The sequence below is a fragment of the Bradyrhizobium sp. LHD-71 genome (assembly GCF_031157255.1).
Lineage (GTDB): Bacteria > Pseudomonadota > Alphaproteobacteria > Rhizobiales > Xanthobacteraceae > P52-10.
On the sequence record NZ_JAVIFX010000028.1, the window covers coordinates 1 to 26,145 of the forward strand.

The following is a 26,145-nucleotide window of genomic DNA, read 5'->3' on the forward strand; positions in this document are numbered from 1 at the left end:
AGCTTCTTCTCGTTGATGAGGATGTAGGCGTCGTCCATCTCAACGCGCATCTTGTCGGCGTTGGTGACGAAGTAGGGCGAGATGTAGCCGCGGTCGAACTGCATGCCCTCGACGACGTCGAGCTCGGTCTCGAGCGACTTGGCTTCCTCGACGGTGATGACACCCTCGTTGCCGACCTTCTTCATGGCGTCGGAGAGGAACTTGCCGATCTCCTGGTCGCCGTTGGCCGAGATGGTGCCGACCTGGGCGATCTCGTCGTTCGAGGTGACCTTCTTGGAGTTCTTCTGGAGGTCCGCAACGACGGCCTCGACCGCGAGGTCGATACCGCGCTTGAGGTCCATCGGGTTCATGCCGGCAGCGACCGACTTGGCGCCTTCCTTCACGATCGCCTGGGCAAGCACGGTGGCGGTGGTGGTGCCGTCGCCGGCCGCGTCAGCGGACTTGGAGGCGACTTCGCGCACCATCTGCGCGCCCATGTTCTCGAACTTGTCGTCGAGTTCGATCTCCTTGGCGACGGTGACGCCGTCCTTGGTGATGCGGGGAGCGCCGAACGACTTGTCGAGCACGACGTTGCGGCCCTTCGGACCGAGCGTGACCTTCACCGCGTTGGCGAGAACATCGACGCCGCGCAGCATCTTGTCGCGCGCTTCAACCGAGAATTTGACTTCTTTGGCTGCCATCTGGAATTTTCCTTGAGATGTTTGACTGGAGGGAGGAGAGGGGCTCTTAAGCCGCCTTCTTCTTGGACTCGGTGACCTCGAGAACGCCCATCACGTCGCTCTCCTTCATGATCAGCAGGTCCTGGCCGTCGATCTTGACCTCGGTGCCGGACCACTTGCCGAACAGCACGCGGTCGCCGATCTTCAGGTCGATCGGGATCAGCTTGCCAGCTTCGTCGCGGCCACCGGGACCGACGGCGACGACTTCGCCCTGGGAGGGCTTTTCCTTGGCAGTGTCGGGAATGATGATGCCGCCAGCGGTCTTCTCTTCTGCGTCGATGCGCTTGACCACGACGCGGTCGTGAAGCGGACGGAATTTCATGCAGTCCTCCTAAGCATTTGCTCGGGTTGAGATTTCAAGATTGTTAGCAATCGATGCCCGTGAGTGCTAGCACGGGCGAGCCTGAAATAGGACAGGAATTTTGCGGGGGCAAGGGCTTCTAGCAGAAAAATCAGCACCCGGAAGCACGGACTGCCAGAATCTATTTCCTAGCGTTAACCGAGACCGCGCCCGTATTAGCACGGTGCTACATCTGCTGCTAACGCGTTGAATTTCAACAGCTTGTTAAACTTTTGGGCTTGAGATGGGTTGTCAGTTTGCGTCACATTTCTCTCATGTGAGCGCATCAGGACCGGGTGGCTCTTAGGGCACACCGACCAAGCCGCCCCTCGATGCGCTCCTGCAAAGGAGGTTTGGCATGGGACTGCGGAGTGGGGGCGTTTCCGAGGACTTCCGGAAACAGATGCTGGGTTACGGGCTGACGACGGCGCAAATCCTCTATCGCATGCCGGATCATCCCTCGCTGCTCCAGACCTACGTCTGGCAGAATTACGACATGTTTCCGAAATTTCCGGCGCTGAAGGATTTCCTGGCGTTCTGGCAGGAAAAGCTCGACGGTCCGCTCCATTCAGTCACTGTGGCGCATTCCAAGCTGATCAAGCCGACCGAGCTGCGCGCTGTGGACGGCGTGTTCCGGCTGCATTGAGCGATCAGGCCCCGCGGTCGCAGTAGCGCTTCCACATCGCGCGGTATGCGGCATCCGCCCCGCGCGCATATGAGAAGGCGTTGCCGGCAGCCGAGGCGTTGATCCGTCCGGGCAAGTCGCGGCGCAATCTGTCGAGGTCGGCGATCCCGGCTGCACGGGTTGCCGCGATCTCGACATAGGCCTCCTCGCTGTCGGCGACCCAGTCCGGCAGGCCGAGTGCGGTGAGGATGGCGCCGGCGGCGCGGCTGGGCAGACTGCTTCCGAGCTTCGCCACCACTGGCACGCCCATCTGCAGGGCTTCCCATGTGCTGACGCCGCCATTCTGCGGGAACGGGTCGAGGCAGATATCGACGCGATTGAACGAAGCCAGATGCTCGCTTCGCAAAGTGGCTCCGAGCAGATCGACGCGTTCGGCCGGCAATCGGCAAGCGGCAAACCGCGCCAGCAGATTGCCGCGGACCAGCTGATCGTCAAGCGCAACATCCTTGATCAGGAGTCGTGAGCCCGGCACCCGCTCGAGAATCCTGGACCAGACGTCCACGGCCTCGTCCGAGATCTTGCTGATGCGGTTGAAGACGCCGAACGTGACGAAGCCGTTCGACATCGCCGGCGCCGGTGTCCGCGCAATCCCGTCGGGCAGAGGCGCCAGCGTCACGAAGCACGGCAGGTCGACGATGGTTTCCGCAAACAAATGCCGGACCGCGGACGGAATGGCGACGGGATCCGAGAACAGATAATCGATCGTCGGCAGCCCGGTGCCGGTGCCATGGCCCCAGCCGTGCACCTGAATCGGCGCCGGCTTGCGCGCAAACACGCCGAGGCGGTTTCCTCTGGTGTGGCCGGACAGATCGATCAGGATGTCGACGCCATCGGCGCGGATCTCGGCCGCGAGACGATCGTCGGTCCATTGCGAAGCGTCACGCCAGCGATCGGCGATTTTCTTGAACTCGCTCGTCGTCGCATCCATTTTCGACGAACAGGCGTAGCACACGATCTCGAACTGCGTCCGGTCATGGTGCTCCAGCACCGGCTTGAAGATGAACGCGGCTGAATGCGCGTTGAAATCCGACGAGACATAACCAAGCACCAGACGGCGGTCCGGCTCGCGGCTGTTGTCGTGAGGCGCCGACGATTCGGAGGCGATCTTCGAACCGACACGCTCCCACCACACCTGCCGCGCTTGCTGATGCCGTTCGACGGTGGCGTCCTCCGCAAAGTCGAGCGTGAATATCTTGTTGGAGATCGCGCTCTGCAGGTCAGGCTGGATGTCGAGCGCCCTGTCGAAACTGGCGAGGGCCTCGTCGACCCGGCCAAGTCCGGCGAGGCAAAGGCCCTGTATCATGTGAGCTTGAATCGAACTGGGATCGATCGCGAGCGCCTGCTCGCAATCGTGCGACGCCTGGGCAATTTGCTGTATCTGGAGCAGCACGCCGGCTCGTGCGAGCCAACCATTCGCGTCGTCGGGGGCCAGCGCGATCGCCCGATTGGCGTCCGCCAGGGCTTCGTCAAACCGCTGAAGTTCCCGCAAAGCGATGGCGCGGTTTGCGAGCGCCGCCGCATAATCGGGCTTGATCGACAGCGCGCGGTTCAGGCTTGCGATGGCCTCGTCATAGTTGCGCCGGCGGCAGAGCGCCCAGCCCCGGCCGTTATGGGCTTCGGCAAGATCCGGGTTGAGCGCAAGCGCCTTGTCGTAGCTGTGCAAAGCCTCCTCGTGAAGTTCAAGGGCCACGCTCGCATTACCGAGATTGGAGAAGGTTACGGCGTGGTTGGGCCGCAAGGCGAGGGCCTTTCGATAGCTCGCGCAGGCCGCGTCGTGACGCCGTAGTCCGTTGAGGGCGACGCCCAGGCTCATATGAGCATCGGCAGATCGCGGATCCACGGCAACCGCTCGGCTCAAAAGGATTTCGGCTTGCTGATAGTTCTTGGCATCGGACTCCAGAATGCCGAGCATGTGCAGTGCGATGAATTGGTTGGGCGCGAGCTGCAGGAGCTGCCGATAGGCGGTCTGAGCCTCGGGGAGAAGCCCCATCTTGTGCAGCTGCAACGCGTGCCCGAGCATTGGCAGGATCTCGGCTTTTTGCCGTTTCTCGAGCCGGGCCTTGTGAAATGCACGCTGACCGACGCTGTTGCCCATGAATCAATTCCCCCAGAATCTCGCGGCAAGACTAGTTCAGCGTGACAACCAGGACGAGACGACGGCCGTTCGCCACGACAGCTTCGGACAAGCTTCGGCCGACCGGATCGTCAGGGGGTTACAAACTCGTCCGCGACAATTGCTGCTTCCTCCAAGACTGGATAGTCTGTCTTCGGGATGGACCCATCCGGTGGACGCGGCTCAAACAGGGAGGCAGACAATGGCCAGGCAAAAGGCATCAAGACCCGCAACGAAGACCGCACTGAAGAAGCGGAGCGGCGTCAAGACCGCGGCGCGATCCCCGGCGCGCAAGGCCGTGAAGGCGAAGGCGGGCGCGGCCGCACCGAAGAAGCTCGCGCGTCCCAAGCAACGCATCGCGATCAGCCATCACCGCGAGGAAGATTTCAAGGCCGACGGCCTGCGCGCCTACGCCAAGTACCGCGACCTCGGCATTGCCGAAGCGAGCCACGGCCTCGCGCAAGCTCACGTCATCCGCCTGCAAGGTCCCTGCGATCCGGCCGCAGTGTCGAAGCTGCACTTCCACGACGTCGAATTCCAGATGGTCTATGTGCTCAAGGGCTGGGTGAAGACCTATATGGAGGGGCAGGGCGAGACCTTGATGAAGGAAGGCAGCGCCTGGACCCAGCCGCCGAAGATCAAGCACATGATTTTGGACTATTCGGACGACGTCGAACTGCTGGAAGTCATCCTGCCGGCGGAGTTCAAGACCGTGGAGCTGAAGGCGTAGGTGACGACGCCACGCCGGTCTCTCTGTCGTCATGCCCGGGCTTGTCCCGGGCATGGACGTCTTGGCCGCAGAGAAAGAACGTGGATGACGGGACAAGCCCGGGCATGACGGCGCAGGACCTACGCCAACACCCCCACCACCGCGCCCATCAGACACGTTGTCAGCGTCCCCGACACGATCGACTTCAGCCCGAGCGCGTTGATCTCCTCGCGCCGCTGCGGCGCCATCACGCCGAGGCCGCCGATCATGATGCCGAGGCTGGCGAAATTGGCGAAGCCGCACATCGCATAGAGCATGATCAGGCGCGAGCGCGGATCGAGCGCCTCGGGCGGCAGCTTGGAGAAGTCGACATAGGCGATCAGCTCGTTGAGCACGGTCTTGGTGCCCATCAGGCTGCCGGCCGTCACCGCCTGATCCCACGGCAATCCCATCAGCCAGCACACGGGCGCCATCGCGAGGCCAAGCAGGCGCTGCAACGAGATCGCGGCGCCGCCCATGTTCGGCAGCAAGCCGAGCACGGCGTTGACGAGATAGACCAGCGCCACCAGCACCAGCAGCATCGCGACGATGTTGATCAGGAGCTCGATCCCCGCGCTCGTGCCCTTCACGATCGCATCCATCGTGCCGGAGAGCTCCATCTCGGGATCCTCCAGCGAACCGCCGGTGCGCTTGTCTGAGGTCTCCGGCACCATGATCAGGCTAACCAGGATCGCAGCCGGCGCGCCCAGCACCGAGGCGATGACGAAATGCGCGGCTGCGTCGGGGATGAGGGGGGCAAGGAACGTCGCATAGAGCACCAGCACGGTGCCCGCGATGCCGGCCATGCCGCCGGTCATCACCAGGAAGAGCTCGCTGCGGGTCATCTGCGCAAGATACGGCCGCACGAACAGCGGCGCCTCGACCATGCCGAGGAAGATGTTGGCGGCGGTCGACAACCCCACCGCGCCGCCGACGCCCAGCGTGCGCTCGAGCAGCCAGGCCATGCCGCGCACGATCGGCGGCAGCACGCGCCAGTAGAACAGTAGCGTCGTCAGCACGCTCATCACCAGCACGATCGGCAGCGCCTGGAACGCCAGGATGAAATCGGCACCCGGCACTTTCAGATCGAACGGCAGGGTGCCGCCGCCGACGTAGCCGAACACGAACGAGGAGCCGGCGCGCGAGGCTGCGGAGATCGCTCCGACCGCCTCGTTGATGGCGCCGAAGGCGCGCGCGACGATCGGCAGCTTCAGGAGCACGACCGCTGTGACGAAGGTCGCGACGAGGCCGATCGCCGCCTGCCGCAGTGAGACGGCACGGCGGTTCTCCGCGAGCGCGAAGGCGACCAGCAGCAATGCGAAAATGCCGAGTGCCGATTGCAGGCGCAGCATGATGTCCCCAAAACCCCCAATGATTATGGCCGCGCCTGCGATGCAAAGGCAATGCCGGGCAATGCGGGAGACGTCCCGCTGTTGACAAGCCGTTCAGCCTCAGTCACGCGGGGGCACGAGAAGATCAGGGGGCGGTCGTCCAAGGGTGACCCAGAAGACGATCCAAGAGGCGATGCCAGAGCAGCCAATATCGGGACATCCGCCGGTCAGCGCCCGCGCGCTGCTCTCCCACCGGGCCTTCCTGTTCTTCCTCCTCTCGCGCAGCCTGTCGCGCTTCTCCAGCCAGATCGCGGCGGTCGCTATCGGCTGGCAGATCTACGATCTCACCGGCTCCGCCTTCGACCTCGGCATGGTCGGTCTCGTCCAGTTCCTCCCCACCGCGTTCCTGGTGTTCGTCGCCGGCCATGCCGCCGACCGTTACGAGCGCAAGCGCGTCGTCCAGCTGTGCCAGCTCGCGGAAGCCGCGACCGCGCTCTATCTCGCACTCATCACCTATCTCGGCGCGGCCAGCGAGGTGCAGATCTTCATCGCGACCTTCGTGCTCGGCATCGCCGGCGCCTTCGAGAGCCGGACCACGGCGGCGCTGCTGCCGCTGATCGCGCCGGAGGGCTCGCTCCAGCGCGCCACCGCGGTCTCCAGCGGCGCGGCGCAGGTCGCAACCATCACAGGTCCGGCACTCGGCGGCTTCGCCTATGCAGTGGCGCCGCCTCTTGCCTATGCGGTCATGGTCTTGTTCTGGATTCTCGGGATGATCCTGACCGGCTTCATCCATCCGCGCCCACAGGCGATCGCGAAGGAGGGAACGAGCTCGGACAATATCTTCGCGGGCGTCCGCTTCATCCGCAGCAATCCTGCGATCCTCGGCACCATCTCGCTCGATCTGTTCGCGGTGCTGTTCGGCGGCGTCACCGCGCTGTTGCCGATCTATGCCCGCGATATCCTCCAGACCGGCCCGGTCGGGCTCGGCGTCTTGCGTGCAGCGCCCGCGGTCGGCGCGCTCCTGATGACCATGGTGCTGGCGCGCCACGCCATCTCGCGGCACGTGGGCTTGCGCATGTTCCAGGCCGTGATCGTGTTCGGTCTCGCCACGATCGTGTTCGCCCTGTCGTCCTGGATGTGGCTGTCGGTGCTCGCGCTCGCAATTCTCGGCGCGGCCGACACGATCAGCGTCGTGATCCGCTTCTCGCTGGTGCAGCTCTCGACGCCGGACGAGATGCGCGGCCGGGTCGGCGCGGTGAACTTCCTGTTCATCAATGCCTCGAACCAGCTCGGTCAGTTCGAGAGTGGGGTGGCAGCCGCGCTGCTCGGCGCCATGCCGGCCGCCGTGCTCGGCGGCGTTGCCACCGTCGCCGTGGCGCTGCTCTGGATGAAGCTGTTTCCGAGCCTGCGCAAGGTGCAGACGCTGGAGTAGGGGGAAGGTCTCGTGTCCCGGACGCGGGCCGCGCGCAAGCGGTGCGCCGCCGAGCCGGGACCCATGTGACCGCGAGCGACGTCGGCGAGAGATGGGCCCCGGCTCAGCAGCGCGTCATTTCATGCCGCGCTGCGTCCGGGCACAGGACCGGCTAGCCCCGCCCCACGAACGGCATCTTGGTCGCCATCACCGTCATGGTCAGCACGTTGGCATCGAGCGGCAGGCCGGCCATGTAGGCGACGGCATCGCCGACCGCCTTGGCGTCCATGCGCGGCTCGTGCTTGGTGGTGCCGTCGGGCTGCAGCACGCCGGGGCCGTTGACCATGCGGTCCGTCATCGGCGTTGCGGCATTGCCGATGTCGACCTGGCCGACCGCGATGTCATACATGCGTCCGTCGAGATTCGAGGCCTTGGTGAGGCCCGTGATGGCGTGCTTGGTCGAGGTGTAGGCCGCCGAGAACGGCCGCGGCGCATGCGCCGAGATCGAGCCGTTGTTGATGATGCGGCCGCCGCGCGGGGTCTGGTCCTTCATGATGCGGAAGGCGTGCTGGGTGCACAGGAACGGGCCGGTGAGGTTGGTGTTCACCACCGCCTGCCACTGCTCCAGGCTGAGATCCTCGAAGTTCACGGCGGGTGCGCCCATGCCGGCATTGTTGAATAGCACGTCGAGCCGGCCGTAGGTCGCCTTCACCTTGTCGAACAGCGCGGCGATGGAATCCGGCTTGGTCATATCGGCGGTGACGCAGAGGCTCTTGCCCGCGGGGCCGAGCTTCGCGGTTTCCTCCAACATGTCGAGCCGGCGGCCTGTGAGCACCACGGTGAAGCCGGTGTTCATCAGCGCCAGGGACGCGGCACGTCCGACACCAGTGCCGGCGCCCGTCACCAATGCAATCTTCTTTGCTTCACTCATCGTTTCCTGCCTTTTCTGACGGTGTCAGGTTTTGGGTTCTTTGTCGTTCTTGTAGGGCGGCCGCGGAATGTTCTGATGCGCGGCACGCAGCGCCGCCGACCAGCGCGAGCGCAGATCGTGGTAATAGGGCTCGCCTGCCTCGATGCGGTGGTTGAGATCGGCTTCGCAGGCATCGGAACGCACCACCAGCACGTCGATCGGCAGGCCGACGCCGAGATTGGAGCGCATGGTCGAATCCATCGAGATCAGGCCGGTCTTCAGCGCCTCATAGAGCTCGACGTCATAGTGCATGGCGCGGTCGAGCACCGGCTTGCCGTATTTGTGCTCGCCGATCTGCAGATACGGCGTGTCGGTGGTGCACTCGATGAAATTGCCGGCGGTGTAGACCATGAACAGGCGCATCCGCGAGCCCTTGATCTGGCCGCCGAACAGGAAGGAGACGTCGAAGGAGACGTCCTCGGATTTCAGCGCCGGCCCTTCGGTCGCGTGCACCGCCCGGATCGCCCGGCCGATGCGCTGGGCGGCCTGGAACATGGTCGGCGCGTTCATCAGCGTCTCGAGTTCGCCTGTGTTGGGATCCTCTAGGCCCTCGGTCAGCGTCGACAGCACCGACTGGCTGATGGCGAGGTTGCCGGCACTGGCGATCGCCATGATCCGCTCGCCCGGCTTGGAGAAGATGTGCAGCTTGCGGAAGGTCGAGACGTTGTCGAGGCCGGCATTGGTGCGGGTATCGGCGATCATCACCAGACCGTCCCGAACCAGGATTCCGCAGCAATAGGTCATTTCCAGTCCCCGAACGCGTTTGCGCGGAATTACTAGCCAATTTCGCCGGCCGGTCCAACCCCCGATTCCGCTTGTCATTCCGGGGCGCGACGAAGTCGCGAACCCGGAATCCATTCATCTACGCACCTTGCCGCCCGATGGATTCCGGGTTCGTGCTGCGCGCGCCCCGGAATGACAGTCAACTCTGTCTGTCCGCCGCATCAACCAGAAACGCCTCATCCACCGGCACGCCGAGCGCCGTGACCAGCCGGTTCGTCTCGGCGGCCATGCCGACAATGGCGAGTAGCTCGCCATATTCGGCCTCGGTCATGCCCTTGGCCCGCGCGGCGGCGGTGTGCGAATGGATGCAGTAGCTGCAGCCATGCGCGATCGAGACCGCGACATAGAGCATCTCCTTGACCTTGGGATCGAGCGCGCCGGGAGCCATCACCTCCTTGATGCTCTCCCAGGTTCGCCGCAGCGTCTTCGGATCATGCGCCAGCGCGCGCCAGAAATTGTTGACGAAATCCGACTTTCGCACCTTGCGGATGTCGTCGAAAACGGCGCGCGCTTCGGTGGAGAGCTCATCGTCCGAAAGCAGCTTGACGGTTGCCATGGGGTCCTCGTGGGGCAGATCTGATCCCCGCGAGTGTAACACAGCGCGTGCGATCGGACGGCTGCGCCTAGCCCTGCCACTGCGATTGTGATTGCGACTGCCCGCCGCGGCCGGCCTGCTCGACCTTGACTGCCACCGTCAGCGTCTCCGTGCCGCCGCCATAGCGGGTGCCGCGCACTGGAGCGGCGCCGAGATAGTCGAGCCCGATCGCGACGCGGACATGGGCGTCGGTGGCGCAGATGCTGTTGGCGGGGTCGAAGCCGATCCAGCCCAGATCAGGCACGTAGGCCTCGGCCCAGGCGTGGCCGGCGTCCTGATGCACCGTGCCGTCCGACCGCAGGAAATGTCCGGAGACGAAACGCGCCGGCACCCCGCCGCTGCGGGCGCAGGCAATGAAGATGTGCGCGTAATCCTGGCAGACGCCGCGCTTGAGCGCGAACGCCTCGGCCGCGGAGGTCCCGCTGTTGGTCGGGTCCTCGTCAAAGGTCATGTGATCGCTGATCTCGGTCATCAGCGTGTGCAGGAAGCCGAGCGTGTCGCTCTCGGCCTCGCTGCGCAACTGCCGCGCGACCGCCAGCATCGCCGGATTGACCAGGGTCAGGTCGGTCTGGCGCAGAAACATGCCGGCCGGAAAGCGCTCGTCCGCGCCGCGCAGCACGCCGCCGGTGTCGTGGGTCTCAATCAAGCCCTCGGCGATGATCTGAATGTCGCCGACGGGACCGCAGGACAGCACATGGGTGACGTTGCCGAACGCATCCTCATGCGTGTCGAGCTTGGTGTCCGTGGAGACATCGATCTGCCATTCCGCCACATATTGCCCGTCATGGCTGCCGGGCGTCATGCGCAAGATCTGGATCACGCTGGTGGCCGGCGGCTCGTAGCGATAGGTGGTGGTGTGCTGGATTCGCAGGCGCATGGTGTTTCTGATCGGTCATTCCGGGATGGTCCGAAGGACCAGACCCGGAATCTCGAGATTCCGGGTTCGATGCTTCGCATCGTCCCGGAATGACGAAGGGTGAGAGTTTCGGTCCTGACTAGATCAAATACTGCTTCGTGATGATTTCGCCCAGCCTGGAATTATCTGCGATGAATTCCTGAATGAATTCATGCACGCCATGCTGGAAAATGTCGTTCATATTGCTGTGTTCCAGCCGGTTGCGGATGCCGCGGGCGTGGCGCTGGGCGGGGCCCTGGCGGCCATAGGCGACGCCGATCTGGTCGAGGTTGCGCACCAGATTGCCGTAACAGCTTGCGAGCGAGCGCGGCAGCGTGTCGTTGAGGATCAGGAGATCCGCGATCAGCCACGGCTTCAGCGTCTCGCGATAGACCCAGTGATAGGCCGTCAGTGCCGAGACCGAGCGCAGGATCGAGCTCCACTGATAGAAATCGAGCGGGCCGCCGACGTGCTCTTCCTCGGGCAGGAGCACGTGATACTTCACATCGAGAATGCGCGCGGTGTTGTCGGCGCGCTCCAGATGCACGCCCATCCGCGAGAACCAGTAGGCGTCGTTGCGCAGCATGGTCCGGTAGGCCGAGCCGTCGAAGCGCAGCGAAGTCTCCTGCACGAAACGCAGGAATTTCGCGAGATCCTCGCGCGTGGAGGTGCCCTTGCTCCAGACCGCCTGGAGCTCGATCCAGGCGGAGTTGATGGTGTCCCACATCTCGCTGGTCAGTGCGGTGCGCACCGAGCGCGAGTTCAGCCGCGCCGCCTCGATGCAGTTCCTGATCGAGGACGGATTGTTTGCCGAGAACGAGAGATAATCGACGACGTTGTTCTCGTTGGCTTCCTCGTATTGCTGATAGAAGCTGCCGGCGACGCCGGCCGTGAGCAGCGCTGAGTCCCATTCATTGGTCTTGCCGATATAGGCGGCGGGAAGCGCGGTGACGCGCAAGGTCGCATCGATGGTGCGCGCGAGGTACTCGGCACGTTCGACGTAGCGGGCGAGCCAGTAGAGGTTTTCGGCGGTACGCGACAGCATTCGCTCTACTCGTCCAGGATCCAGGTGTCTTTGGTGCCGCCGCCCTGGCTGGAATTGACCACCAGGGAGCCTTCCTTCAGCGCGACGCGGGTCAGCCCGCCCGGCACGATCGTGGTACGCTTGCTGCCCGTGAGCACGAAGGGCCTTAAGTCGACATGGCGCGGCGCAAGACCCGATGCCGTGCAGGTCGGGCAGGTCGAGAGCGCCAGCGTCGGCTGCGCGATGAAACCTTCCGGCTCGCGCTTGAGCTTCTCGCGGAAGGCTTCGATGGTCGCTTTCGTTGCGGCAGGTCCAATCAGCATGCCGTAGCCGCCGGAGCCGTGGACCTCCTTGACGACGAGCTCGCTCAAGTTGTCCAGCACGTAAGCGAGGTCCTTGGGTTCGCGGCAGCGCCAGGTCGGCACGTTCTTCAGGATCGGCTCCTCCCCGAGATAGAACTTCACGATGTCGGGCATGTAGGAGTAGATCGCCTTGTCGTCGGCAATGCCGGTGCCGACGGCATTGGCGAGCGTGATGTTGCCGGCTGCATAGGCCGACATCAGCCCGGGCACGCCGAGCACGGAATCGGGACGGAAGGTGAGGGGATCGAGGAAGTCGTCGTCGACACGGCGATAGATCACGTCGACCCGTTTCAGCCCTTCCGTCGTCCGCATGAACACTTCGTTGTTCTTGACGATGAGGTCGCGGCCCTCGACCAGCTCGATGCCGAGCTTGTCGGCCAGAAAGGAGTGCTCGTAATAAGCCGAGTTGTAGACGCCGGGCGTGAGCAGCGCGACTGTCGGCTCACTGGACGCGCTTAGTGGTGCCACCGAGCGGAGCGCAGCGAGCAGCTCGTCCGGATAGCGCTCGACCGGCGCCACCTTGTGGCGGGCGAACAGATCCGGAAACAGCCGCATCATGATCTCGCGGTTTTCCAGCATGTAGGACACGCCGGACGGCGTGCGGGCGTTGTCCTCCAGCACTATGAAATCTTCGGCGTCGACCCGGACGATGTCGATGCCGGCGATGTGCACATAGACGTCGTGCGGCACCTGCTGGCCGTTCATCTCGGGCCGGAACACCGGGTTCTGGAAGATCAGATCATCGGGCACGATCTCGGCGCGCAGGATGTCGCGGCCGTGATAGATGTCGCGCAGGAACATGTTCAGAGCGCGCACCCGCTGCTTCAGGCCCTTTTCCAGCAGCGTCCATTCCTTGCCGGACATGATCCGCGGAATCACGTCGAAGGGAATCAGGCGCTCGGTGGAGTCGGAGTCCCCGTAGACGGCGAAGGTGATGCCGATGCGTCGGAACAGGAGCTCGGCCTCCTGGCGGCGATATTCGAGCGCCTCGGGAGGCGTCTCCTTGAGCCAGCGTGCCAGCTCCTGATAGGCGGGGCGAAGGTCCCCACCCGGAATGTTCATTTCATCAAACGCGACTGCCATAGATCCCGACTTGTCTCCGCAAGGCGTTGCGTCATTGGACAGGCCGCCAAGCCCTAGTGAAGGCCGTAACGTCCCGCGTCCATGCGGCAAGAGTGCATGACTTTCATGTGGTAGCAAGGGCCGGGCCATCGCGATAAGCATGGAGGATGGGCATTTGCCGGGGACGGCTGGCGGCGTGCCTGAAAAAATGGCTGAGGACTGCTTATTTCGGCAGCAAAACCGCGTGACTTCAACGCGTTACCTCGGCAAAGTCGGCGCCACAGGTGAGGGATAGTTTTATGAGCGAGATCGTCACGGCGGGCATTCTGGTCATTGGGGACGAAATCCTGTCGGGCCGGACCAAGGACAAGAACATCGGCTTCATCGCCGAATATCTGACCAATATCGGCATCGACCTGAAGGAGGTCCGCGTCGTCGCCGACGACGAGCCCGACATCATCGCCGCACTGGATGCGCTGCGGCATCGCTACACCTACGTCTTCACCACCGGCGGCATCGGCCCGACCCATGACGACATCACCGCCGACAGCGTCGCCAAGGCGTTCGGCGTCGGCATCGATCATCATCCGGAGGTGGTCGCGCGCTTCCGCGAGCGCTGGAGCGAGCAGGACCTCAACGAGGCCCGCCTGCGCATGGCCCGCATCCCCGACGGTGCTGAGCTGATCCAGAGCGCGACCATCCTCGCGCCCGGCTTCAAGATCGGCAATGTCATCGTGATGGCCGGCGTGCCCTCGATCATGCAGGCGATGATGGACATCGTCTCGCCGAAGCTGAAATCGGGCGTGCGCATGCTGTCCGAATCGGTCCGCGCCAATGCGCGGGAAGGCGATATCGGCAGCCCGCTACGCGCGATCGCAGAAGCCCATCCCGACACCATCATCGGCAGCTATCCGTTCATGGACGAGGACTCGAGGCCCAACACCAATCTCGTGGTGCGCTCGCGCGATGCGGACAAGCTCGCGGCCGCGATGGCCGCGGTGAAGGAAATGCTGGCGGGATTGAACGTCAGCCGCTAGCACCTGACGGCCGACGGACGAAGCAGGAGACGACAATGGCGGGTGAAGCACCGGAACTCAGCGCGCAGGAGCGGGCGGGCAAGGCCTTCCCGGTCTCATGGGACCAGTTCCACCGGGATTGCCGGGCGCTGAGCTGGCGGCTCAACGAGGTCGGTCCGTTCCATGCGGTGATTGCGATCACCCGCGGCGGCCTGGTGCCGGCCGCGATCGTGGCGCGCGAGCTTGGCGTGCGCGTGATCGATACGGTCTGCATCGCGAGCTACGATCACAACAAGCAGGGCGACCTCCAGGTCCTCAAGGGAATTTCCGAGGCGGCGATGAAGCTCGGCGGCGGCACCGGCAAGGGCCTGTTGATCGTCGACGACCTCGTCGACACCGGCAAGACCGGCAAGCTGGTGCGCGAGATGCTGCCCGATGCGCATTTCGCCACCGTCTACGCCAAGCCGATGGGTCGTCCGCTGGTCGATACCTTCATCACGGAGGTGTCGCAGGACACCTGGATCTTCTTTCCCTGGGACACCGCGCTGTCTTACCACCCGCCGCTGCGCGACGGGGCGGCGTGAATTCCGCCGTCATTGCGATGGGCGGAGCGACGAAGCAATCCAGACTGCTTCCGCAGATGCATTTCTGGATTGCTTCGCTTCGCTCGCAATGACGCGCGGAGGCGCCCATGGCCCTGCAAAACCGCGTCACCCCCACCGGCGACATCATCGCCACCTCTCATCGCGGCCTGTTCACAGGCAATCGCGGCATCATCCACGATCCCGCCACGAAGACGCTGCTGAAGAAGCGCTGGTCGTCGCCGGCCTGGCTCACCTGCACCTGCGAATTCCGCGGGCGGCGCCGCGAAGTGATGGCGCAGCGGAGCTGGACCGAGCTGTTCTTCCTGGACGAGGCCACTGCGCTTGCCGCCGGCCATCGGCCCTGCTTCTACTGCCGCCGCGACGATGCCAATCGCTTCCGGGCCGCATGGGAAAAGGGCAATCGCGTACAAGGCGTCCGCATGCACGATATCGACACGGTGCTGCATCACGAGCGGCTCGAACACGGCAGGAAACGGCTGCACGAACTGCTCATGCCGTTCGAGCAGCTTCCCGAAGGAGCGATGGTTCAGCAGGGTGACGAGAGCTTTCTGGTGACGCAGGGCAGGGCGCTGTTGTGGTCACCTGGGGGCTATACCACGATCGAGCGTCAGCTTGGCGAGGCGGCGCTACTGACGCCGCCTTCGATATTGCGCACGTTAAACGCGGGCTATCTGCCGGTGCTGCATCCGACGGCGTCGCGTTAGCGTCGCGCCGACCGCCGCTACCCCAGCTTCTCGCGCGCCAGCGCCGCCCCGGCGCCGAGCGCCATCAGCTTGGCCTCGGCGATCTCGCGACGCATCGGCGCCATGCCGCAATTGGTGGTGGCGATGATGTTGCTCTTGGGGACGAATTTCGACACCGCGTCGATCACCTTCACGACGTCCTCGGCGGTCTCGACCGTGTCGCTGGCGACGTCGATCACGCCGGCTTGCACCACCTTGGTCTTGAGCAGAGCCAACAGGTCGAGCGGGACCTTCGAATTGCGGCACTCGATCGCGACCTGCTGGATCGGGCTCGCATCGATCACCGGGAAGATTTGCTCGTACTGCCGCCACTGGCTGCCGAGCGTCTCCTTCCAGTCGGTGTTGGCCTTGATGCCGTAGCCGTAGCAGATGTGAACGGCGGTGGTGCAGGTCAGGCCCTGCGCGGCGCGCTCCAGCGCCTTGATGCCCCAGTCGTTGACCTCGTCCATGTAGACGTTGAAGGCGGGCTCGTCGAACTGCACGAGGTCGACACCGTCGGCCTGCAGCGCCTTGGCCTCCTCGTTCAGGAGCTCGGCGAAAGCGAACGCCATCTTGACGCGGTCGCCATAGTAGCGGTCCGCGATGGTGTCGATGATGGTCATCGGGCCTGGCAGGGTGAACTTCAGCTTCTTCTTGGTGTGCGAACGCGCCACGCGCGCCTCGTCGGCGTGAACGCGTCCCCTGAGACGGAGCGGGGCGACCACCTGAGGCACCATCGCCTTGTAGCGGTCCTTGCGAATGCCCATCTCGACCTTGTGCGCGAAGTCGATGCCTTCGACCTTCTCCAGGAAGCCGTGCACGAAATGCTGGCGGGCCTGCTCGCCCTCGGTGACGATGTCGATACCGGCGTCCTCCTGGATCTTCAGCCAGATCAACGTCGCGTCGCGCTTGGCGCGCAAGAGCTCGTCGCCCTGCGACTTCCAGGGCGCCCACAGCATGTTGGGTTCGGCGAGCCATTCCGGCTTCGGCAAGGAGCCGGCGATCGTGGTTGGAAACAGCATGGCGGCCCTCCCGGCAGGTTGTGTTGCGCCCCTTCCTGCCATGTCCTAACGTCGAGGTACAGAACAACAAAAGTCGTCATTGGCTGGCGGCAGTGACAGGGACGGCCGAAAGGAAAGGTCCAAGGGAAAGATCATGATCGACCTCTATTACGCGCCGACGCCGAATGGCTGGAAAATCTCGATCATGCTGGAGGAACTCGGGCTTCCCTATACGGTGAAGCCCGTCAACATCCGTGCCGGCGAGCAATTCAGCCCCGAGTTTCTGGCGATCTCCCCGAACAATCGCATCCCTGCGATCATCGACCACCGCCTGCCGATGGCGGCGCCGCGTTCTCGGCATTCGAGACCGGCGCGATCCTGATCTATCTGGCGGAGAAGTCCGGCCGTCTCTTACCCACGGACCTGCGCGGCCGCTCCACCACCATCCAATGGGTGATGTGGCAGATGGCTGGCCTCGGGCCGATGCTCGGGCAACACGGCCATTTTGCGCTCTACGCGGCAGAAAAAATCCCCTATGCGATCGAGCGCTACCGCGACGAGGCGGCGCGGCTCTACGGCGTGCTCGACCGCCAGCTCGGCAGGACCGGCGCCTATGTCGCCGGCGACTACTCGATCGCCGACATCGCCTGCTTCCCCTGGACCATGACGCACAAGGCGCAAGGCTTCACGCTCGACGACTATCCGAACGTGAAGCGCTGGTATGCCGAGGTGCGCGCCCGGCCGCAGGTGCAGGCGGGCCTTGCGATCGGAAAATTCGTCAAGGAGCCGTTCGACGAGGAATCACGCAAGATCATGTTCGGCCAGCGTGCGAAGGAAATGCTGGGGAAGCGTTAGTACCCGTTCCTCATGGTGAGGAGCGCCGCAGGCGCGTCTCGAACCATGAAGGCCCGACCGTCACCCTGGCCATCCTTCGAGACGGCCGCTCCGCGGCCTCCTCAGGATGAGGTCCGTCAGTAAAGGAAACGCCATGATCGAATTCTTCTTCGACTGCTCCAGCCCCTGGACATACCTCGCCTTCCACAACATCCAGCCGCTCGCGAAGGAGCTCGGGGCGGAGATCGTCTGGCGGCCGATCCTGGTCGGCGGCATCTTCAACACGGTCAATCCGAGCGTCTATGCCCAGCGTGAGAAGCCGGTACCGCTGAAGGCGCGGTACATGAAAAAGGACCTCGATGACTGGGCGCGCTCGGCGGGACTTGCGATCAAGATGCCGCCCACCGTCTTTCCCGTGAACAGCGTGAAAGCCATGCGCGGCTGCATCTGGCTCGGTCAAGACATGGTGCCGTTCGCCACCGCCGTGTTCGAGGCCTATTGGGGCGCGGACAAGGACATCTCGCAGGACGCGGTGCTGGCCGAGATCTGCAAGAAAGTCGGCATCGACGAGCAGAAGTTTTTCGCCGGCATCGCAGAGCAGGGCATCAAGGACCAGCTCAAGGCCAATACCGAGGAGGTCGTGGCCCGCGGCGGCTTCGGCTCGCCGACGATCTTCGTCGGCAAGACCGACATGTATTTCGGCAATGACCGCATGCCGCTGATCCGCGAGGCGCTTCTGCGCCGCAAGGCGAGTGCAGCCTGATGGTGAGGGCCGTCGTCTGCCGCGAACTCGGCCCGCCCGAGACATTGCGGCTGGAGGAGTTTCCTTCGCGCGCGTTGAAGCCCGGCGAGGTGCGCGTCGCGATCCGCGCCGCCGGACTGAACTTTCCGGACGTGCTGATGGCCGCCGGCGAATACCAGCTCAAGCCGGAGCTGCCGTTCACCCCCGGCATGGAAGCCGCCGGCGACATCACCGAAGTGGGCGCGGAGGCGAGCGGCGTTGCCGTCGGCGACAAGGTCATCGTCAAGATGCGCCACGGCGCCTTCACCGACGAAGCGGTGGTGACACCGTCGCAGCTCACCCCGATGCCGTCGACGTTCGACTATGCGGAAGCTGCGACCTATCTCGCTGGGCATGGCACGGCCTATCACGCGCTGATCGATCGCGGCCGGGTCGAGCCTGGCGAGGTGCTGCTGGTGCATGGCGCCGGTGGCGGTGTCGGCCTTGCCGCCGTCGAGATCGGCAAGATGCTGGGCGCGACCGTGATCGCGACCGCGTCAAGCGACGAGAAGCTTGCGATCGCCGAATCGCGCGGCGCCGATCATCTCGTCCGCTACGACCGCGAGCCGTTTCGCGATGCCGTCAAGCGCATCACCGACGGCCGCGGCGCCGACGTCGTGTTCGATCCCGTCGGCGGCCAGGTCTTCGAGGATTCGATGCGCTGCATTGCCTGGGGCGCGCGGCTGCTCGTGATCGGCTTCACCGGCGGCATCGGCTCGGCCAGGACCAATCTGTTGCTGATAAAGGGCGCCAGCGTGCTGGGCGTGCGCGCCGGCGAAGCCGTGCGAAGGAACCCTGGGCTCGGCGAGGTGCGCTTGAAGGCGCTCTTGCAATGGGCGGAGGAGGGCAAGCTGCGCCCGAACGTCTCGCACCGCCTGCCGCTCGAGGATTATGCGAAGGCGATGCGGCTGTTGCTCGACCGCAAGGCGATCGGACGGGTGGCGCTGGTGATGGATTGACGGTGCCGTAGGGTGGGTTAGCCGAAGGCGTAACCCACCACTTCTGCTTGCGCGGTAATGAGAGTGGTGGATTACCTGCGCTTACCCACCCTACGAACCTATTTGTACTCCCGCTCCGTCCACCACGGGAAATAGTCTGGCATATCAGTCGACACCTTGTTCTTGAACTGTGCCGGACGCTTCTCCAGGAACGACACCACGCCTTCTTTGACGTCGTCCGAGCGCCCCCGTGCATAGATGCCGCGGCTGTCGACCTTGTGGGCCTCCATCGGATCGTCGGCGCCCATCATGCGCCACATCATCTGGCGGATCAGCGCCACCGACACAGGCGCGGTCTTCGCGGCGAATTCCTTGGCGAGCGCGCGGGCGGTCGGCAGCAGATCATCGGGCGCGACGACCTTGCTGACGAGGCGTCCGGCAAGCGCTTCCTGCGCCGGGAAGACGCGGCCCGAATAGCACCATTCGAGCGCCTGCGAGATGCCGACGATGCGCGGCAGGAACCAGCTCGAGGCCGCCTCGGGCACGATGCCGCGCTGGGAGAACACGAAGCCGAACCGCGCGGCCTCCGATGCGATGCGGATATCCATCGCGAGCTGCATGGTGACGCCGATGCCGACGGCCGGGCCGTTCACCGCCGCGATCACCGGCTTGAGGCACTTGAAGATGCGCAAGGTCACCTGGCCGCCGCCGTCGCGCACCTGCGGATCGCTGTAATCGACCTTGCCGTCGGCGAGGCGCTTCACCGGTCCGCGTCGCGCGTCGCGGTCGAACGTGTCGGCGCCCGAGGAGAGATCGGCGCCCGCGCAAAAGCCGCGGCCGGCGCCGGTGACGATGATGGCGCGGACATCGTCGTCCTTGTCGGCAGCGTCGAACGCGTCGATCAGCTCGCTCTGCATCTGCGCGTTGAAGGCGTTGAGCTTGTCGGGCCGGTTCAGCGTGATGGTGAGGATCTGCTCGGCGACCTCGTATTTGATCGTCTCATACGCCATGGTGTTTCCTTCCCTGTCATTCTTGAATTGATTGTGTCATTGCCGGGCTTGACCCGGCAATCCATCTTCCTAAAGAGGATGGATGCGCAGGGCGAGGCCGCGCTTGTGCTCAGACGCTACTTCGCCGGCGGGCTTGGCCAGGGCCGCTGCGCGCCGCGCAGGCCCTCGAACGCCTTGGCCATGCCGAGCACGCCGAGATCGTCGAAGCGGCGGCCGACGATCTGCACGCCGATGGGAAAACCGTTGGCATCGAAGCCGCCATTGACGGAGACCGCAGGATTCTCCGACATATTCCACGGCACGGTATAGGCGATGTGCTCGAACGGCTTCATGGGATCGTTGGTGGGCGAAGCCCATTCCGCCGGATAGTTCACGTTCGGCGCGGTCGGCGAGATCACGTAGTCGAGTTCGCAGAACAGCTTTCCCGCCGCGGCGCGGATTGCCATGGTCTGGTTGAAGCCGCGGATGACGTCGACGCCCGAAAGCTTCGCACCGGACTCGCCCCATTTGAAAATGTAGGGCAGCACCTTGGCCTGCTCAGCCGGCGTCAGCCTGGACAGATCGTCCCACATCCGCGCGCGCCAGAAATTGTCGAGGCCGTCGAGCATCTCGCGTGTGAGGATGCCGTCGACTTCGGTGACGACGCTGCCTGCGGATTCGAGCGCCTTGGCAGCCTTCACCGCGACCTCGCGCACCGACTTCTCCAGCGGCAGGCCGCAGCCGGGATCGAGCATCAGGCCGATGCGCAGCTTGCCCGGCGACTTTTCCAATCCTTTCCAGTTGAGCGGCTCGGCGGGTAGGCTCGTGCCGTCGCGCCGGTCGGGTTTGGCGATCACGCTCATCATCAGCGCGCAATCGTCGACCGTGCGGGTCATGGGACCTGCAACGCGGCCGACATAGGTCGGTTCGATCGGCACGCGGCCGAAGCTCGGCTTCAAGCCAACGAGGCCACACCAGGCGGCGGGCAGGCGCACCGAGCCGCCGATATCGGTGCCGAGATGCAGCGGTCCATAGCCGGCCGCAGCGGCGGCGCCGGCGCCCGCACTGGAGCCGCCGGGGTTCTTGGTGAGGTCCCAGGGATTGCGCGCGAGCGCGTGGTAGCTGGAGAGCCCCGAGGACAGCATGCCGTAATCGGGCATGGTGGTTTTCGCGAAGATGATCGCGCCGGCTTCGCGTAGCCGCGCCGCGGGCGGCGCGTCCTTCTCTGCCGGCACCAGCTTGACGCTGGCCGCGCCGAGCGGCACCGGCACGCCCTTGGTCGCAATGTTGTCCTTCACCGTCACAGGCACGCCGTCGAGCGCGCCGGATGGTTCGCCGCCGGTCCAGCGCGCGGTCGAAGCCTTGGCGGCCTCGCGCGCGCCGTCGGGATCGAATGCATAGAGCGCCTTCAGATGCGGTTCCCACGCCGCGACATGCGCGAGCACGTCCTCCAGCACCTCGCTCGGCGAGAATTGCTTGGCGCGATAACCCGCGATCAGATCGACCGCGGACAGATCGTGCAGCGAGGTGACCGTCTCTTCGGCCCTCGGCCTATGCATTGCCACCTACCGGCATGCGGGTCTCGATGATGCGGGCGAACATGCTGGCGCCGATCGGCAGGATCTTGTCGTCGAGCACGAAGCCGGGATTGTGCACGGGCACCGAACCGTCATGGCCGACCCAGAAATAGGCGCCGGGGATGGTCTCCAGCATGTCGGCGAAATCCTCGCTGCCCATCTTCGGCTGGGCGCGCGTGATCACGTTGGCGGGATCGACGATGGTGCGCGCGACCTCCTCAACCACCTTGGACTGTTCGACTTGGTTGACCAGCACATTGAAAGTGTCGCGGATGTCGACGTCGATCACGCATTGGTAGGCGCTGGCGATGCCGGCGCAGATGGTGCGGATGCGTTCGCTGACGAGGGTGCGCACTTCCTTCGAGAAGGTGCGGATGGTGCCGCAGAGATGTGCATCGCCAGGAATGACGTTGTAGGCTGAGCCGGCGTGGATCTGGGTGATCGACACCACCGCGGCCTGCAGCGGCTCGACGTTGCGGCTGACGATGGTCTGGATCGCCTGCGCCAGCGTGGTCGCGATGACCACCGCGTCCTTGGAGCGCTCGGGCATCGCACCGTGCGCGCCGTAGCCGGTGATGCGCAGGTCGAAAAAGTCAGCGCTCGCCATCGCCGGGCCGGGCAGGATCGCGATCTCGCCGTGGTTGAGATCGGGCGCGTTGTGCAGGCCGTAGAGCTCGTCGCAGGGAAACTTCTCGAACAGCCCGTCCTTGATCATCGCGCGGGCGCCGCCGAGGCCTTCCTCGGCCGGCTGGAAGATCAGGTGCACGGTGCCGTCGAAATTCCTGGTCTCGGCGAGATAGCGCGCGGTGCCGAGCAACATGGTGGTGTGGCCGTCATGGCCGCAGCCGTGGAAGCGGCCTGGAATCTTCGAGCTCCATTTCAGATTGGTGTTCTCTTCCATCGGCAGCGCGTCCATGTCGGCGCGCAGGCCGATGCGCTTGGTGCCCGTGCCCTTGCCCTTGATGACGCCGATCACGCCGGTGCCGCCGAGACCGCGATGCACCTCGATGCCCCAGCTCTTCAGCTTGTCGGCGACGATGCCGGAAGTGCGCACTTCCTCGAAGCCGATCTCGGGATGGGCGTGGAGGTCGCGCCTGATGGCGGTGAGCTCGTCGGCATAACCGTCGATGCGGTCGATCGTGGGCATGTGTTCTCCAGTCAGCGTGAGGGAGGTGTGAAAACGGGGCCGTTCGGCTTGGTGCGGATGCCCGGGCGCAGGCGCGTCCAGGGCAGAGTGGCGGTGTCAGCGGGCATCGCGCCGGGCGCGGCGCAGATCATCAGCTTTTCGGCGATCGGCTCGAAATCGGCGCGGAAATGCACCGAGCTCTTGTTGACCAGGATCTTCTCGCGCGTCGGCTCGATGCCGACATAGCGGTACATCGCCTGGTCAGCGAGCTGGGCCTTGTGCGAGGACACGACCACGCGGACATCGCCGATGCGCAGGCATGCGGAGGGGCCCATCTCCATCTCGCGGCCGCCATAATAGGGGCCGGGCGCGATGAAGCGGCCGTCGGAAAGCGTCTCGACGACGAAGGTTTCGGTATAGGGCTCGTCACCGGGAATGCCGGACTTGCCGCCGAGCGACAGCGTCACGGTGGCGCCGACGCCGGCCTCGTGTGCCGCCTTGGCCGAGGCCGGATCGTAGATCGCCCCCGTCGCGGCGCTCGCCTTGTTGCGCACAAGCGCGCGCAGCATGCCGGTCGTGTCGGAATCGCCGCCGGCGCCGGGATTGTCCTGGGTGTCGGCGATGATGATCGGCTTGCTTGCGTTCCTGGACAGCTCCATCGCATGACGCACACCGTCGTCGGGCGACCAGATCCTGCCGTCGAAATCGTTCTCGTGGCTTTCGATCAGCTTCACCATCGCATCGGCCGCACGATCGGCATCGGCTTGTGTCGTCCCATAGGCGAACACGCTCGGCCCGCAATCGCGGAAGTCGGCGGCGGGGAAGCCCGGCGCGAAAGAGAGTGTCGGAACCGCATCGCTCTCCAGCGCGGCGAGCTTCTCATAGATGCCTTTGGTGGGCTGATCGTTGGTGCACTGCCAGCTGATGGGGATCAGGAACGGCAATTGCCGGAACGATCTTGCCAGGCGCTGCTTCGTCTTCAGCAACAGTGCGAGATGCCGCGCGGAGGCTCGGCCCGTCTCGGCCATGTCGACATGCGGATAGGTGCGGTAGGCGATCAGCGCGTCGGCATGCGCGATCATCTCGGGCGTGACGTTGGCGTGCAGGTCAAGGCTGGCAACCAGCGGAACATCCTTGCCGATGACGCGGCGCACGCGCGCCAAAATTTCGCCTTCGCCGTCGTCGAGATGCTCGGTCACCATGGCGCCATGCAGGTCGAGATAGACCGCATCGAGCGGACCGGCGGCCGCGATGCCGCCGACCATCACCTTCACGATGCGCTCGAAGGCATCCTTGGTGACATGCGCCGACGGGCTGGCACCGCAGGCGATGGTGGGAATGAGTTCCCAGCCGCTCTCGTCGGCGCTGTCGACGAACCCAGCGAGACCGACATTGATGCGCCGCATCACCTTCAACACGTCGGCACCTTCAGTCATCGCCGGCCAGCCGCCGCCATGTTGAAAATCCGCGAACGTCGCCTTCGTCGGAGCGAAGGTGTTGGTCTCGTGCAGGAAGCCGCCGACGGCGATACGTGTCATCAATTCAAGTCCAGTCATCAAGAGTGCGCGAAATTTGCCCCGGCCTTGCTGCAAGGGCAAGGTGGGAAGCAATCGCGCCACGCATAGGGTCAGATCGTTTTGGGAATGCTGCTCCGCGGTCATTCCGGGGCGCGCCCCTCTTGGGCGCGAGCCCGGAAGCCATTGTGCGGCGAAGTCTGCAGCCTGATGGATTCCGGGCTCATCGCTTCGCGATGCCCTGGAATGACGACGGAGAGAGTTACGCGGTCGCCCCCACGCCCTCCGACACCGGCCGGAAGTTCGCAAAATCCCAGTCGCGGCCGGGAGCGGCATCCAGCAGCGCCTTGGTATAGGCCTCCTTCGGGTGCGTCAGCACCTCGGCGGCGGGACCCTGCTCGACGACGCGGCCATGCTGCATCACCACCACCTCGTCGCAGATTTGCGCGGCGACGCGAAGGTCGTGGGTGATGAACAGGATCGCAATGCCGAGCCGCTTCTGGATCTCGTCGAGCAGTTCCAGCACCTGCGCCTGCACGGAGACATCGAGTGCGGAGACGGCCTCGTCTGCGACCAGCACGTCCGGATCGAGCGCGAGCGCACGCGCGATGGCGATGCGCTGGCGCTGACCGCCGGAGAACTGGTGCGGATAGCGCGACACCGCGTCGGCCGGCAGGCCGACGAGCTCAAGCAGCTCGCGCGCCCGCTTCATCGCGTCGGCGTGGGCCACGCCGTAGTTGACCGGGCCTTCGGCGATGCTCTCGCCGACGGTGACGCGCGGGTTGAGCGAACGGTAGGGATCCTGGAACACGATCTGGATCTTCTGCCGGTGTGGCTGCAGCAGGCGGCGCGAGATGTCGGCGATCTCGCGGCCGGCGAGACGCACGCCGCCGGAGGTCGGATCGATCAGGCGCACGATGCAGCGCGCGACCGTCGACTTGCCGGAGCCGCTCTCGCCGACGATGCCGAGCGTGCGGCCCTTGCGCAGCGTCAGCGTCACCTTGTCGGCGGCCACGACCTCGCGGCCTTTGCCGAAGAAGGAGCGCTCCTTGTAGATCTTGCCGAGCTCGTTGGCTTCGAGCACGACCGGCTCGCGGCTCTGCGCGCGCGGCGGCCGCGGCACCAGGCTCGGCACCGAGGAGAGCAGATTGCGGGTGTACTCCATGGTCGGATTGCGCAGCACGGTGTCGAGGGGGCCGGTCTCGACCAGGCGGCCCTGCCGCATCACCGCGACGCGGTCGGCGATCTCGGCGACCACGCCCATGTCGTGGGTGATGAACAGCACCGCGGTGCCGTGATCGCGCTGGAGGTCGCGGATCAGCGTCAGAATCTGCTTCTGTGTGGTGACGTCGAGCGCGGTGGTCGGCTCGTCCGCAATGAGCAGCTTCGGCTCGAGCACCAGCGCCATCGCGATCATGATGCGCTGGCGCTGGCCGCCGGAGAGGCGGTGCGGATAGGAAGCGAAGATGCGCTCGACCTGGGGCAGGCGGACATGCTCCATCATGTCGAGGATGCGCTTCTTGCGTGCCCTGCCGTCGAGATCAGTATGGGCGCGCAGCACCTCATCGATCTGGCGGCCGACCGGCACCACCGGATTGAGCGCGGTCATCGGCTCCTGGAAGATCATCGCCATCTGCGTGGCACGGAGCTGGCGCAGGCGGCGGTCGGTCGCGCTCAGCAGCTCCTCACCGACCAGCTTGACGCTGCCGCTCGTCGGCACCAGCGTGCCCTTGGGCAACAGGCCCATCGTGGTGAGCGAGGTCACCGACTTGCCCGAACCGCTTTCGCCGACGAGGCACAGCGTCTCGCGCTCGCGCACCTGGATCGAGATGCCGTCGATGATCTTCGTTGCGCCCGGCTTCTTGCCGACGGAAACGACGAGGTTGTTGATGTCGAGGATGGTGTTGCTCATGCCGCCAAACTCTCGCTCGTCATTCCGGGGCGCGCGTGAGCGCGAGCCCGGAATCCATTGAGCCGCGATGCAAGTGGTGAGGTGGATTCCGG

The 26,145-nt window shown here is 64.8% G+C and carries 24 protein-coding genes and 1 pseudogene; 9 read left to right on the top strand and 16 right to left on the bottom strand.

Going from position 1 to position 26,145, the window contains the following annotated elements; genetic code table 11:
• Both groEL and RCO31_RS26450 read right to left on the bottom strand, forming a co-directional pair.
• Positions 1-680, bottom strand: a 680-nt coding sequence (gene groEL, locus RCO31_RS26445; protein ID WP_308971448.1) for a chaperonin GroEL, incomplete at its 3' end; no start/stop codon positions are given.
• A gap of 46 nt (positions 681-726) precedes the next feature.
• Positions 727-1,041: a co-chaperone GroES gene (locus tag RCO31_RS26450; RefSeq protein ID WP_145640531.1), complete on the bottom strand. Its 315-nt coding sequence runs from the start codon at positions 1,039-1,041 to the stop codon at positions 727-729.
• Positions 1,042-1,417: 376 nt separating this feature from the next.
• Here RCO31_RS26450 and RCO31_RS26455 point away from each other — a divergent pair, with 376 nt between their 5' ends.
• The gene (locus tag RCO31_RS26455; RefSeq protein WP_060736469.1) at positions 1,418-1,705 is read left to right on the top strand and encodes an usg protein; all 288 of its coding nucleotides are present in this window, start codon (positions 1,418-1,420) and stop codon (positions 1,703-1,705) included.
• Positions 1,706-1,709: 4 nt separating this feature from the next.
• Here RCO31_RS26455 and RCO31_RS26460 read toward each other — a convergent pair whose 3' ends face one another.
• Positions 1,710-3,839 (bottom strand): tetratricopeptide repeat protein, encoded by a 2,130-nt coding sequence (locus tag RCO31_RS26460; protein WP_145640533.1) that lies wholly within the window; start codon positions 3,837-3,839, stop codon positions 1,710-1,712.
• A 220-nt stretch (positions 3,840-4,059) separates the two neighbouring features.
• Here RCO31_RS26460 and RCO31_RS26465 point away from each other — a divergent pair, with 220 nt between their 5' ends.
• Positions 4,060-4,587 (top strand): cupin domain-containing protein, encoded by a 528-nt coding sequence (locus tag RCO31_RS26465; RefSeq protein ID WP_145640535.1) that lies wholly within the window; start codon positions 4,060-4,062, stop codon positions 4,585-4,587.
• Between the two features lie 119 nt (positions 4,588-4,706).
• Here the strand turns inward: RCO31_RS26465 and RCO31_RS26470 are convergent, their stop codons facing one another.
• Positions 4,707-5,957, bottom strand: a complete 1,251-nt coding sequence (locus RCO31_RS26470) for a NupC/NupG family nucleoside CNT transporter (protein WP_145640537.1) — start codon at positions 5,955-5,957, stop codon at positions 4,707-4,709.
• 172 nt (positions 5,958-6,129) lie between these two features.
• Here RCO31_RS26470 and RCO31_RS26475 point away from each other — a divergent pair, with 172 nt between their 5' ends.
• Positions 6,130-7,368: an MFS transporter gene (locus tag RCO31_RS26475; protein ID WP_145640540.1), complete on the top strand. Its 1,239-nt coding sequence runs from the start codon at positions 6,130-6,132 to the stop codon at positions 7,366-7,368.
• Between the two features lie 151 nt (positions 7,369-7,519).
• Here the strand turns inward: RCO31_RS26475 and RCO31_RS26480 are convergent, their stop codons facing one another.
• From RCO31_RS26480 to RCO31_RS26505, 6 genes are all read right to left on the bottom strand, one after another.
• Positions 7,520-8,278 carry an SDR family oxidoreductase gene (locus RCO31_RS26480; RefSeq protein WP_008563019.1) on the bottom strand — a complete coding sequence of 253 codons (759 nt, stop codon included), beginning with the start codon at positions 8,276-8,278 and terminating at the stop codon, positions 7,520-7,522.
• A gap of 24 nt (positions 8,279-8,302) precedes the next feature.
• Positions 8,303-9,061, bottom strand: a complete 759-nt coding sequence (locus RCO31_RS26485; protein WP_145640542.1) for a proteasome-type protease — start codon at positions 9,059-9,061, stop codon at positions 8,303-8,305.
• A 178-nt stretch (positions 9,062-9,239) separates the two neighbouring features.
• On the bottom strand, positions 9,240-9,656 hold the full coding sequence (locus RCO31_RS26490) for a carboxymuconolactone decarboxylase family protein (protein WP_145640545.1): 417 nt from the start codon (positions 9,654-9,656) through the stop codon (positions 9,240-9,242).
• A 67-nt stretch (positions 9,657-9,723) separates the two neighbouring features.
• Positions 9,724-10,572 carry a transglutaminase family protein gene (locus tag RCO31_RS26495; RefSeq protein ID WP_145640548.1) on the bottom strand — a complete coding sequence of 283 codons (849 nt, stop codon included), beginning with the start codon at positions 10,570-10,572 and terminating at the stop codon, positions 9,724-9,726.
• A gap of 118 nt (positions 10,573-10,690) precedes the next feature.
• On the bottom strand, positions 10,691-11,635 hold the full coding sequence (locus tag RCO31_RS26500) for an alpha-E domain-containing protein (RefSeq protein WP_145640551.1): 945 nt from the start codon (positions 11,633-11,635) through the stop codon (positions 10,691-10,693).
• A 5-nt stretch (positions 11,636-11,640) separates the two neighbouring features.
• On the bottom strand, positions 11,641-13,059 hold the full coding sequence (locus tag RCO31_RS26505) for a circularly permuted type 2 ATP-grasp protein (protein ID WP_145640554.1): 1,419 nt from the start codon (positions 13,057-13,059) through the stop codon (positions 11,641-11,643).
• Between the two features lie 278 nt (positions 13,060-13,337).
• Here RCO31_RS26505 and RCO31_RS26510 point away from each other — a divergent pair, with 278 nt between their 5' ends.
• The 3 genes from RCO31_RS26510 (at position 13,338) to RCO31_RS26520 (ending at position 15,363) form a co-directional block, all read left to right on the top strand.
• Positions 13,338-14,075 carry a molybdopterin-binding protein gene (locus RCO31_RS26510; RefSeq protein ID WP_145640556.1) on the top strand — a complete coding sequence of 246 codons (738 nt, stop codon included), beginning with the start codon at positions 13,338-13,340 and terminating at the stop codon, positions 14,073-14,075.
• Between the two features lie 35 nt (positions 14,076-14,110).
• Positions 14,111-14,638 carry a xanthine phosphoribosyltransferase gene (gene gpt / locus RCO31_RS26515; protein WP_145640559.1) on the top strand — a complete coding sequence of 176 codons (528 nt, stop codon included), beginning with the start codon at positions 14,111-14,113 and terminating at the stop codon, positions 14,636-14,638.
• 107 nt (positions 14,639-14,745) lie between these two features.
• A complete protein-coding gene (locus tag RCO31_RS26520; protein WP_145640561.1) occupies positions 14,746-15,363 on the top strand; it encodes a hypothetical protein in 618 nt (205 codons plus the stop codon).
• A gap of 17 nt (positions 15,364-15,380) precedes the next feature.
• Here RCO31_RS26520 and RCO31_RS26525 read toward each other — a convergent pair whose 3' ends face one another.
• Positions 15,381-16,403, bottom strand: a complete 1,023-nt coding sequence (locus RCO31_RS26525; RefSeq protein ID WP_145640564.1) for a methionine synthase — start codon at positions 16,401-16,403, stop codon at positions 15,381-15,383.
• 133 nt (positions 16,404-16,536) lie between these two features.
• Here RCO31_RS26525 and RCO31_RS26530 point away from each other — a divergent pair.
• The 3 genes and pseudogenes from RCO31_RS26530 to RCO31_RS26540 all read left to right on the top strand — a co-directional run bounded on the left by RCO31_RS26530 (position 16,537) and on the right by RCO31_RS26540 (position 18,956).
• Positions 16,537-17,237: pseudogene (locus RCO31_RS26530) on the top strand (glutathione S-transferase N-terminal domain-containing protein).
• Between the two features lie 133 nt (positions 17,238-17,370).
• Positions 17,371-17,979, top strand: coding sequence for a 2-hydroxychromene-2-carboxylate isomerase (locus tag RCO31_RS26535; protein ID WP_145640566.1), 609 nt, complete (start codon positions 17,371-17,373; stop codon positions 17,977-17,979).
• Positions 17,979-18,956, top strand: coding sequence for an NADPH:quinone oxidoreductase family protein (locus tag RCO31_RS26540; protein ID WP_145640569.1), 978 nt, complete (start codon positions 17,979-17,981; stop codon positions 18,954-18,956). Before RCO31_RS26535 ends, RCO31_RS26540 begins: the two co-directional genes overlap by 1 nt.
• Positions 18,957-19,054: 98 nt before the next feature.
• Here the strand turns inward: RCO31_RS26540 and RCO31_RS26545 are convergent, their stop codons facing one another.
• The 5 genes from RCO31_RS26545 to RCO31_RS26565 all read right to left on the bottom strand — a co-directional run bounded on the left by RCO31_RS26545 (position 19,055) and on the right by RCO31_RS26565 (position 26,053).
• Positions 19,055-19,945, bottom strand: coding sequence for a crotonase/enoyl-CoA hydratase family protein (locus RCO31_RS26545; protein ID WP_145640573.1), 891 nt, complete (start codon positions 19,943-19,945; stop codon positions 19,055-19,057).
• A gap of 116 nt (positions 19,946-20,061) precedes the next feature.
• The gene (locus tag RCO31_RS26550; protein ID WP_145640575.1) at positions 20,062-21,483 is read right to left on the bottom strand and encodes an amidase; all 1,422 of its coding nucleotides are present in this window, start codon (positions 21,481-21,483) and stop codon (positions 20,062-20,064) included.
• Positions 21,476-22,648, bottom strand: coding sequence for a M20 aminoacylase family protein (locus tag RCO31_RS26555; protein WP_145640578.1), 1,173 nt, complete (start codon positions 22,646-22,648; stop codon positions 21,476-21,478). Before RCO31_RS26555 ends, RCO31_RS26550 begins: the two co-directional genes overlap by 8 nt.
• An 11-nt stretch (positions 22,649-22,659) precedes the next feature.
• Positions 22,660-24,165, bottom strand: a complete 1,506-nt coding sequence (locus RCO31_RS26560) for a M81 family metallopeptidase (protein WP_145640581.1) — start codon at positions 24,163-24,165, stop codon at positions 22,660-22,662.
• A 238-nt stretch (positions 24,166-24,403) separates the two neighbouring features.
• The gene (locus tag RCO31_RS26565; RefSeq protein ID WP_145640584.1) at positions 24,404-26,053 is read right to left on the bottom strand and encodes an ABC transporter ATP-binding protein; all 1,650 of its coding nucleotides are present in this window, start codon (positions 26,051-26,053) and stop codon (positions 24,404-24,406) included.
• Between the last annotated feature and the right edge of the window lie 92 nt (positions 26,054-26,145).

Bases quoted from the DNA above. Each gene is read 5' to 3' on its own strand.
- RCO31_RS26555 (WP_145640578.1), bottom strand. From the start codon at position 22,648: ATGCCCACGATCGACCGCATCGACGGTTATGCCGACGAGCTCACCGCC.
- RCO31_RS26495 (WP_145640548.1), bottom strand. From the start codon at position 10,572: ATGCGCCTGCGAATCCAGCACACCACCACCTATCGCTACGAGCCGCCG.
- RCO31_RS26455 (WP_060736469.1), top strand. From the start codon at position 1,418: ATGGGACTGCGGAGTGGGGGCGTTTCCGAGGACTTCCGGAAACAGATG.
- RCO31_RS26520 (WP_145640561.1), top strand. From the start codon at position 14,746: ATGGCCCTGCAAAACCGCGTCACCCCCACCGGCGACATCATCGCCACC.
- gpt (WP_145640559.1), top strand. From the start codon at position 14,111: ATGGCGGGTGAAGCACCGGAACTCAGCGCGCAGGAGCGGGCGGGCAAG.
- RCO31_RS26480 (WP_008563019.1), bottom strand. From the start codon at position 8,278: ATGAGTGAAGCAAAGAAGATTGCATTGGTGACGGGCGCCGGCACTGGT.
- RCO31_RS26560 (WP_145640581.1), bottom strand. From the start codon at position 24,165: ATGACACGTATCGCCGTCGGCGGCTTCCTGCACGAGACCAACACCTTC.
- RCO31_RS26565 (WP_145640584.1), bottom strand. From the start codon at position 26,053: ATGAGCAACACCATCCTCGACATCAACAACCTCGTCGTTTCCGTCGGC.
- RCO31_RS26535 (WP_145640566.1), top strand. From the start codon at position 17,371: ATGATCGAATTCTTCTTCGACTGCTCCAGCCCCTGGACATACCTCGCC.
- RCO31_RS26500 (WP_145640551.1), bottom strand. From the start codon at position 11,635: ATGCTGTCGCGTACCGCCGAAAACCTCTACTGGCTCGCCCGCTACGTC.
- RCO31_RS26540 (WP_145640569.1), top strand. From the start codon at position 17,979: ATGGTGAGGGCCGTCGTCTGCCGCGAACTCGGCCCGCCCGAGACATTG.
- RCO31_RS26485 (WP_145640542.1), bottom strand. From the start codon at position 9,061: ATGACCTATTGCTGCGGAATCCTGGTTCGGGACGGTCTGGTGATGATC.
- RCO31_RS26490 (WP_145640545.1), bottom strand. From the start codon at position 9,656: ATGGCAACCGTCAAGCTGCTTTCGGACGATGAGCTCTCCACCGAAGCG.
- RCO31_RS26550 (WP_145640575.1), bottom strand. From the start codon at position 21,483: ATGCATAGGCCGAGGGCCGAAGAGACGGTCACCTCGCTGCACGATCTG.
- RCO31_RS26460 (WP_145640533.1), bottom strand. From the start codon at position 3,839: ATGGGCAACAGCGTCGGTCAGCGTGCATTTCACAAGGCCCGGCTCGAG.
- RCO31_RS26545 (WP_145640573.1), bottom strand. From the start codon at position 19,945: ATGGCGTATGAGACGATCAAATACGAGGTCGCCGAGCAGATCCTCACC.
- RCO31_RS26450 (WP_145640531.1), bottom strand. From the start codon at position 1,041: ATGAAATTCCGTCCGCTTCACGACCGCGTCGTGGTCAAGCGCATCGAC.
- RCO31_RS26465 (WP_145640535.1), top strand. From the start codon at position 4,060: ATGGCCAGGCAAAAGGCATCAAGACCCGCAACGAAGACCGCACTGAAG.
- RCO31_RS26510 (WP_145640556.1), top strand. From the start codon at position 13,338: ATGAGCGAGATCGTCACGGCGGGCATTCTGGTCATTGGGGACGAAATC.
- RCO31_RS26475 (WP_145640540.1), top strand. From the start codon at position 6,130: ATGCCAGAGCAGCCAATATCGGGACATCCGCCGGTCAGCGCCCGCGCG.
- RCO31_RS26505 (WP_145640554.1), bottom strand. From the start codon at position 13,059: ATGGCAGTCGCGTTTGATGAAATGAACATTCCGGGTGGGGACCTTCGC.
- RCO31_RS26525 (WP_145640564.1), bottom strand. From the start codon at position 16,403: ATGCTGTTTCCAACCACGATCGCCGGCTCCTTGCCGAAGCCGGAATGG.
- RCO31_RS26470 (WP_145640537.1), bottom strand. From the start codon at position 5,957: ATGCTGCGCCTGCAATCGGCACTCGGCATTTTCGCATTGCTGCTGGTC.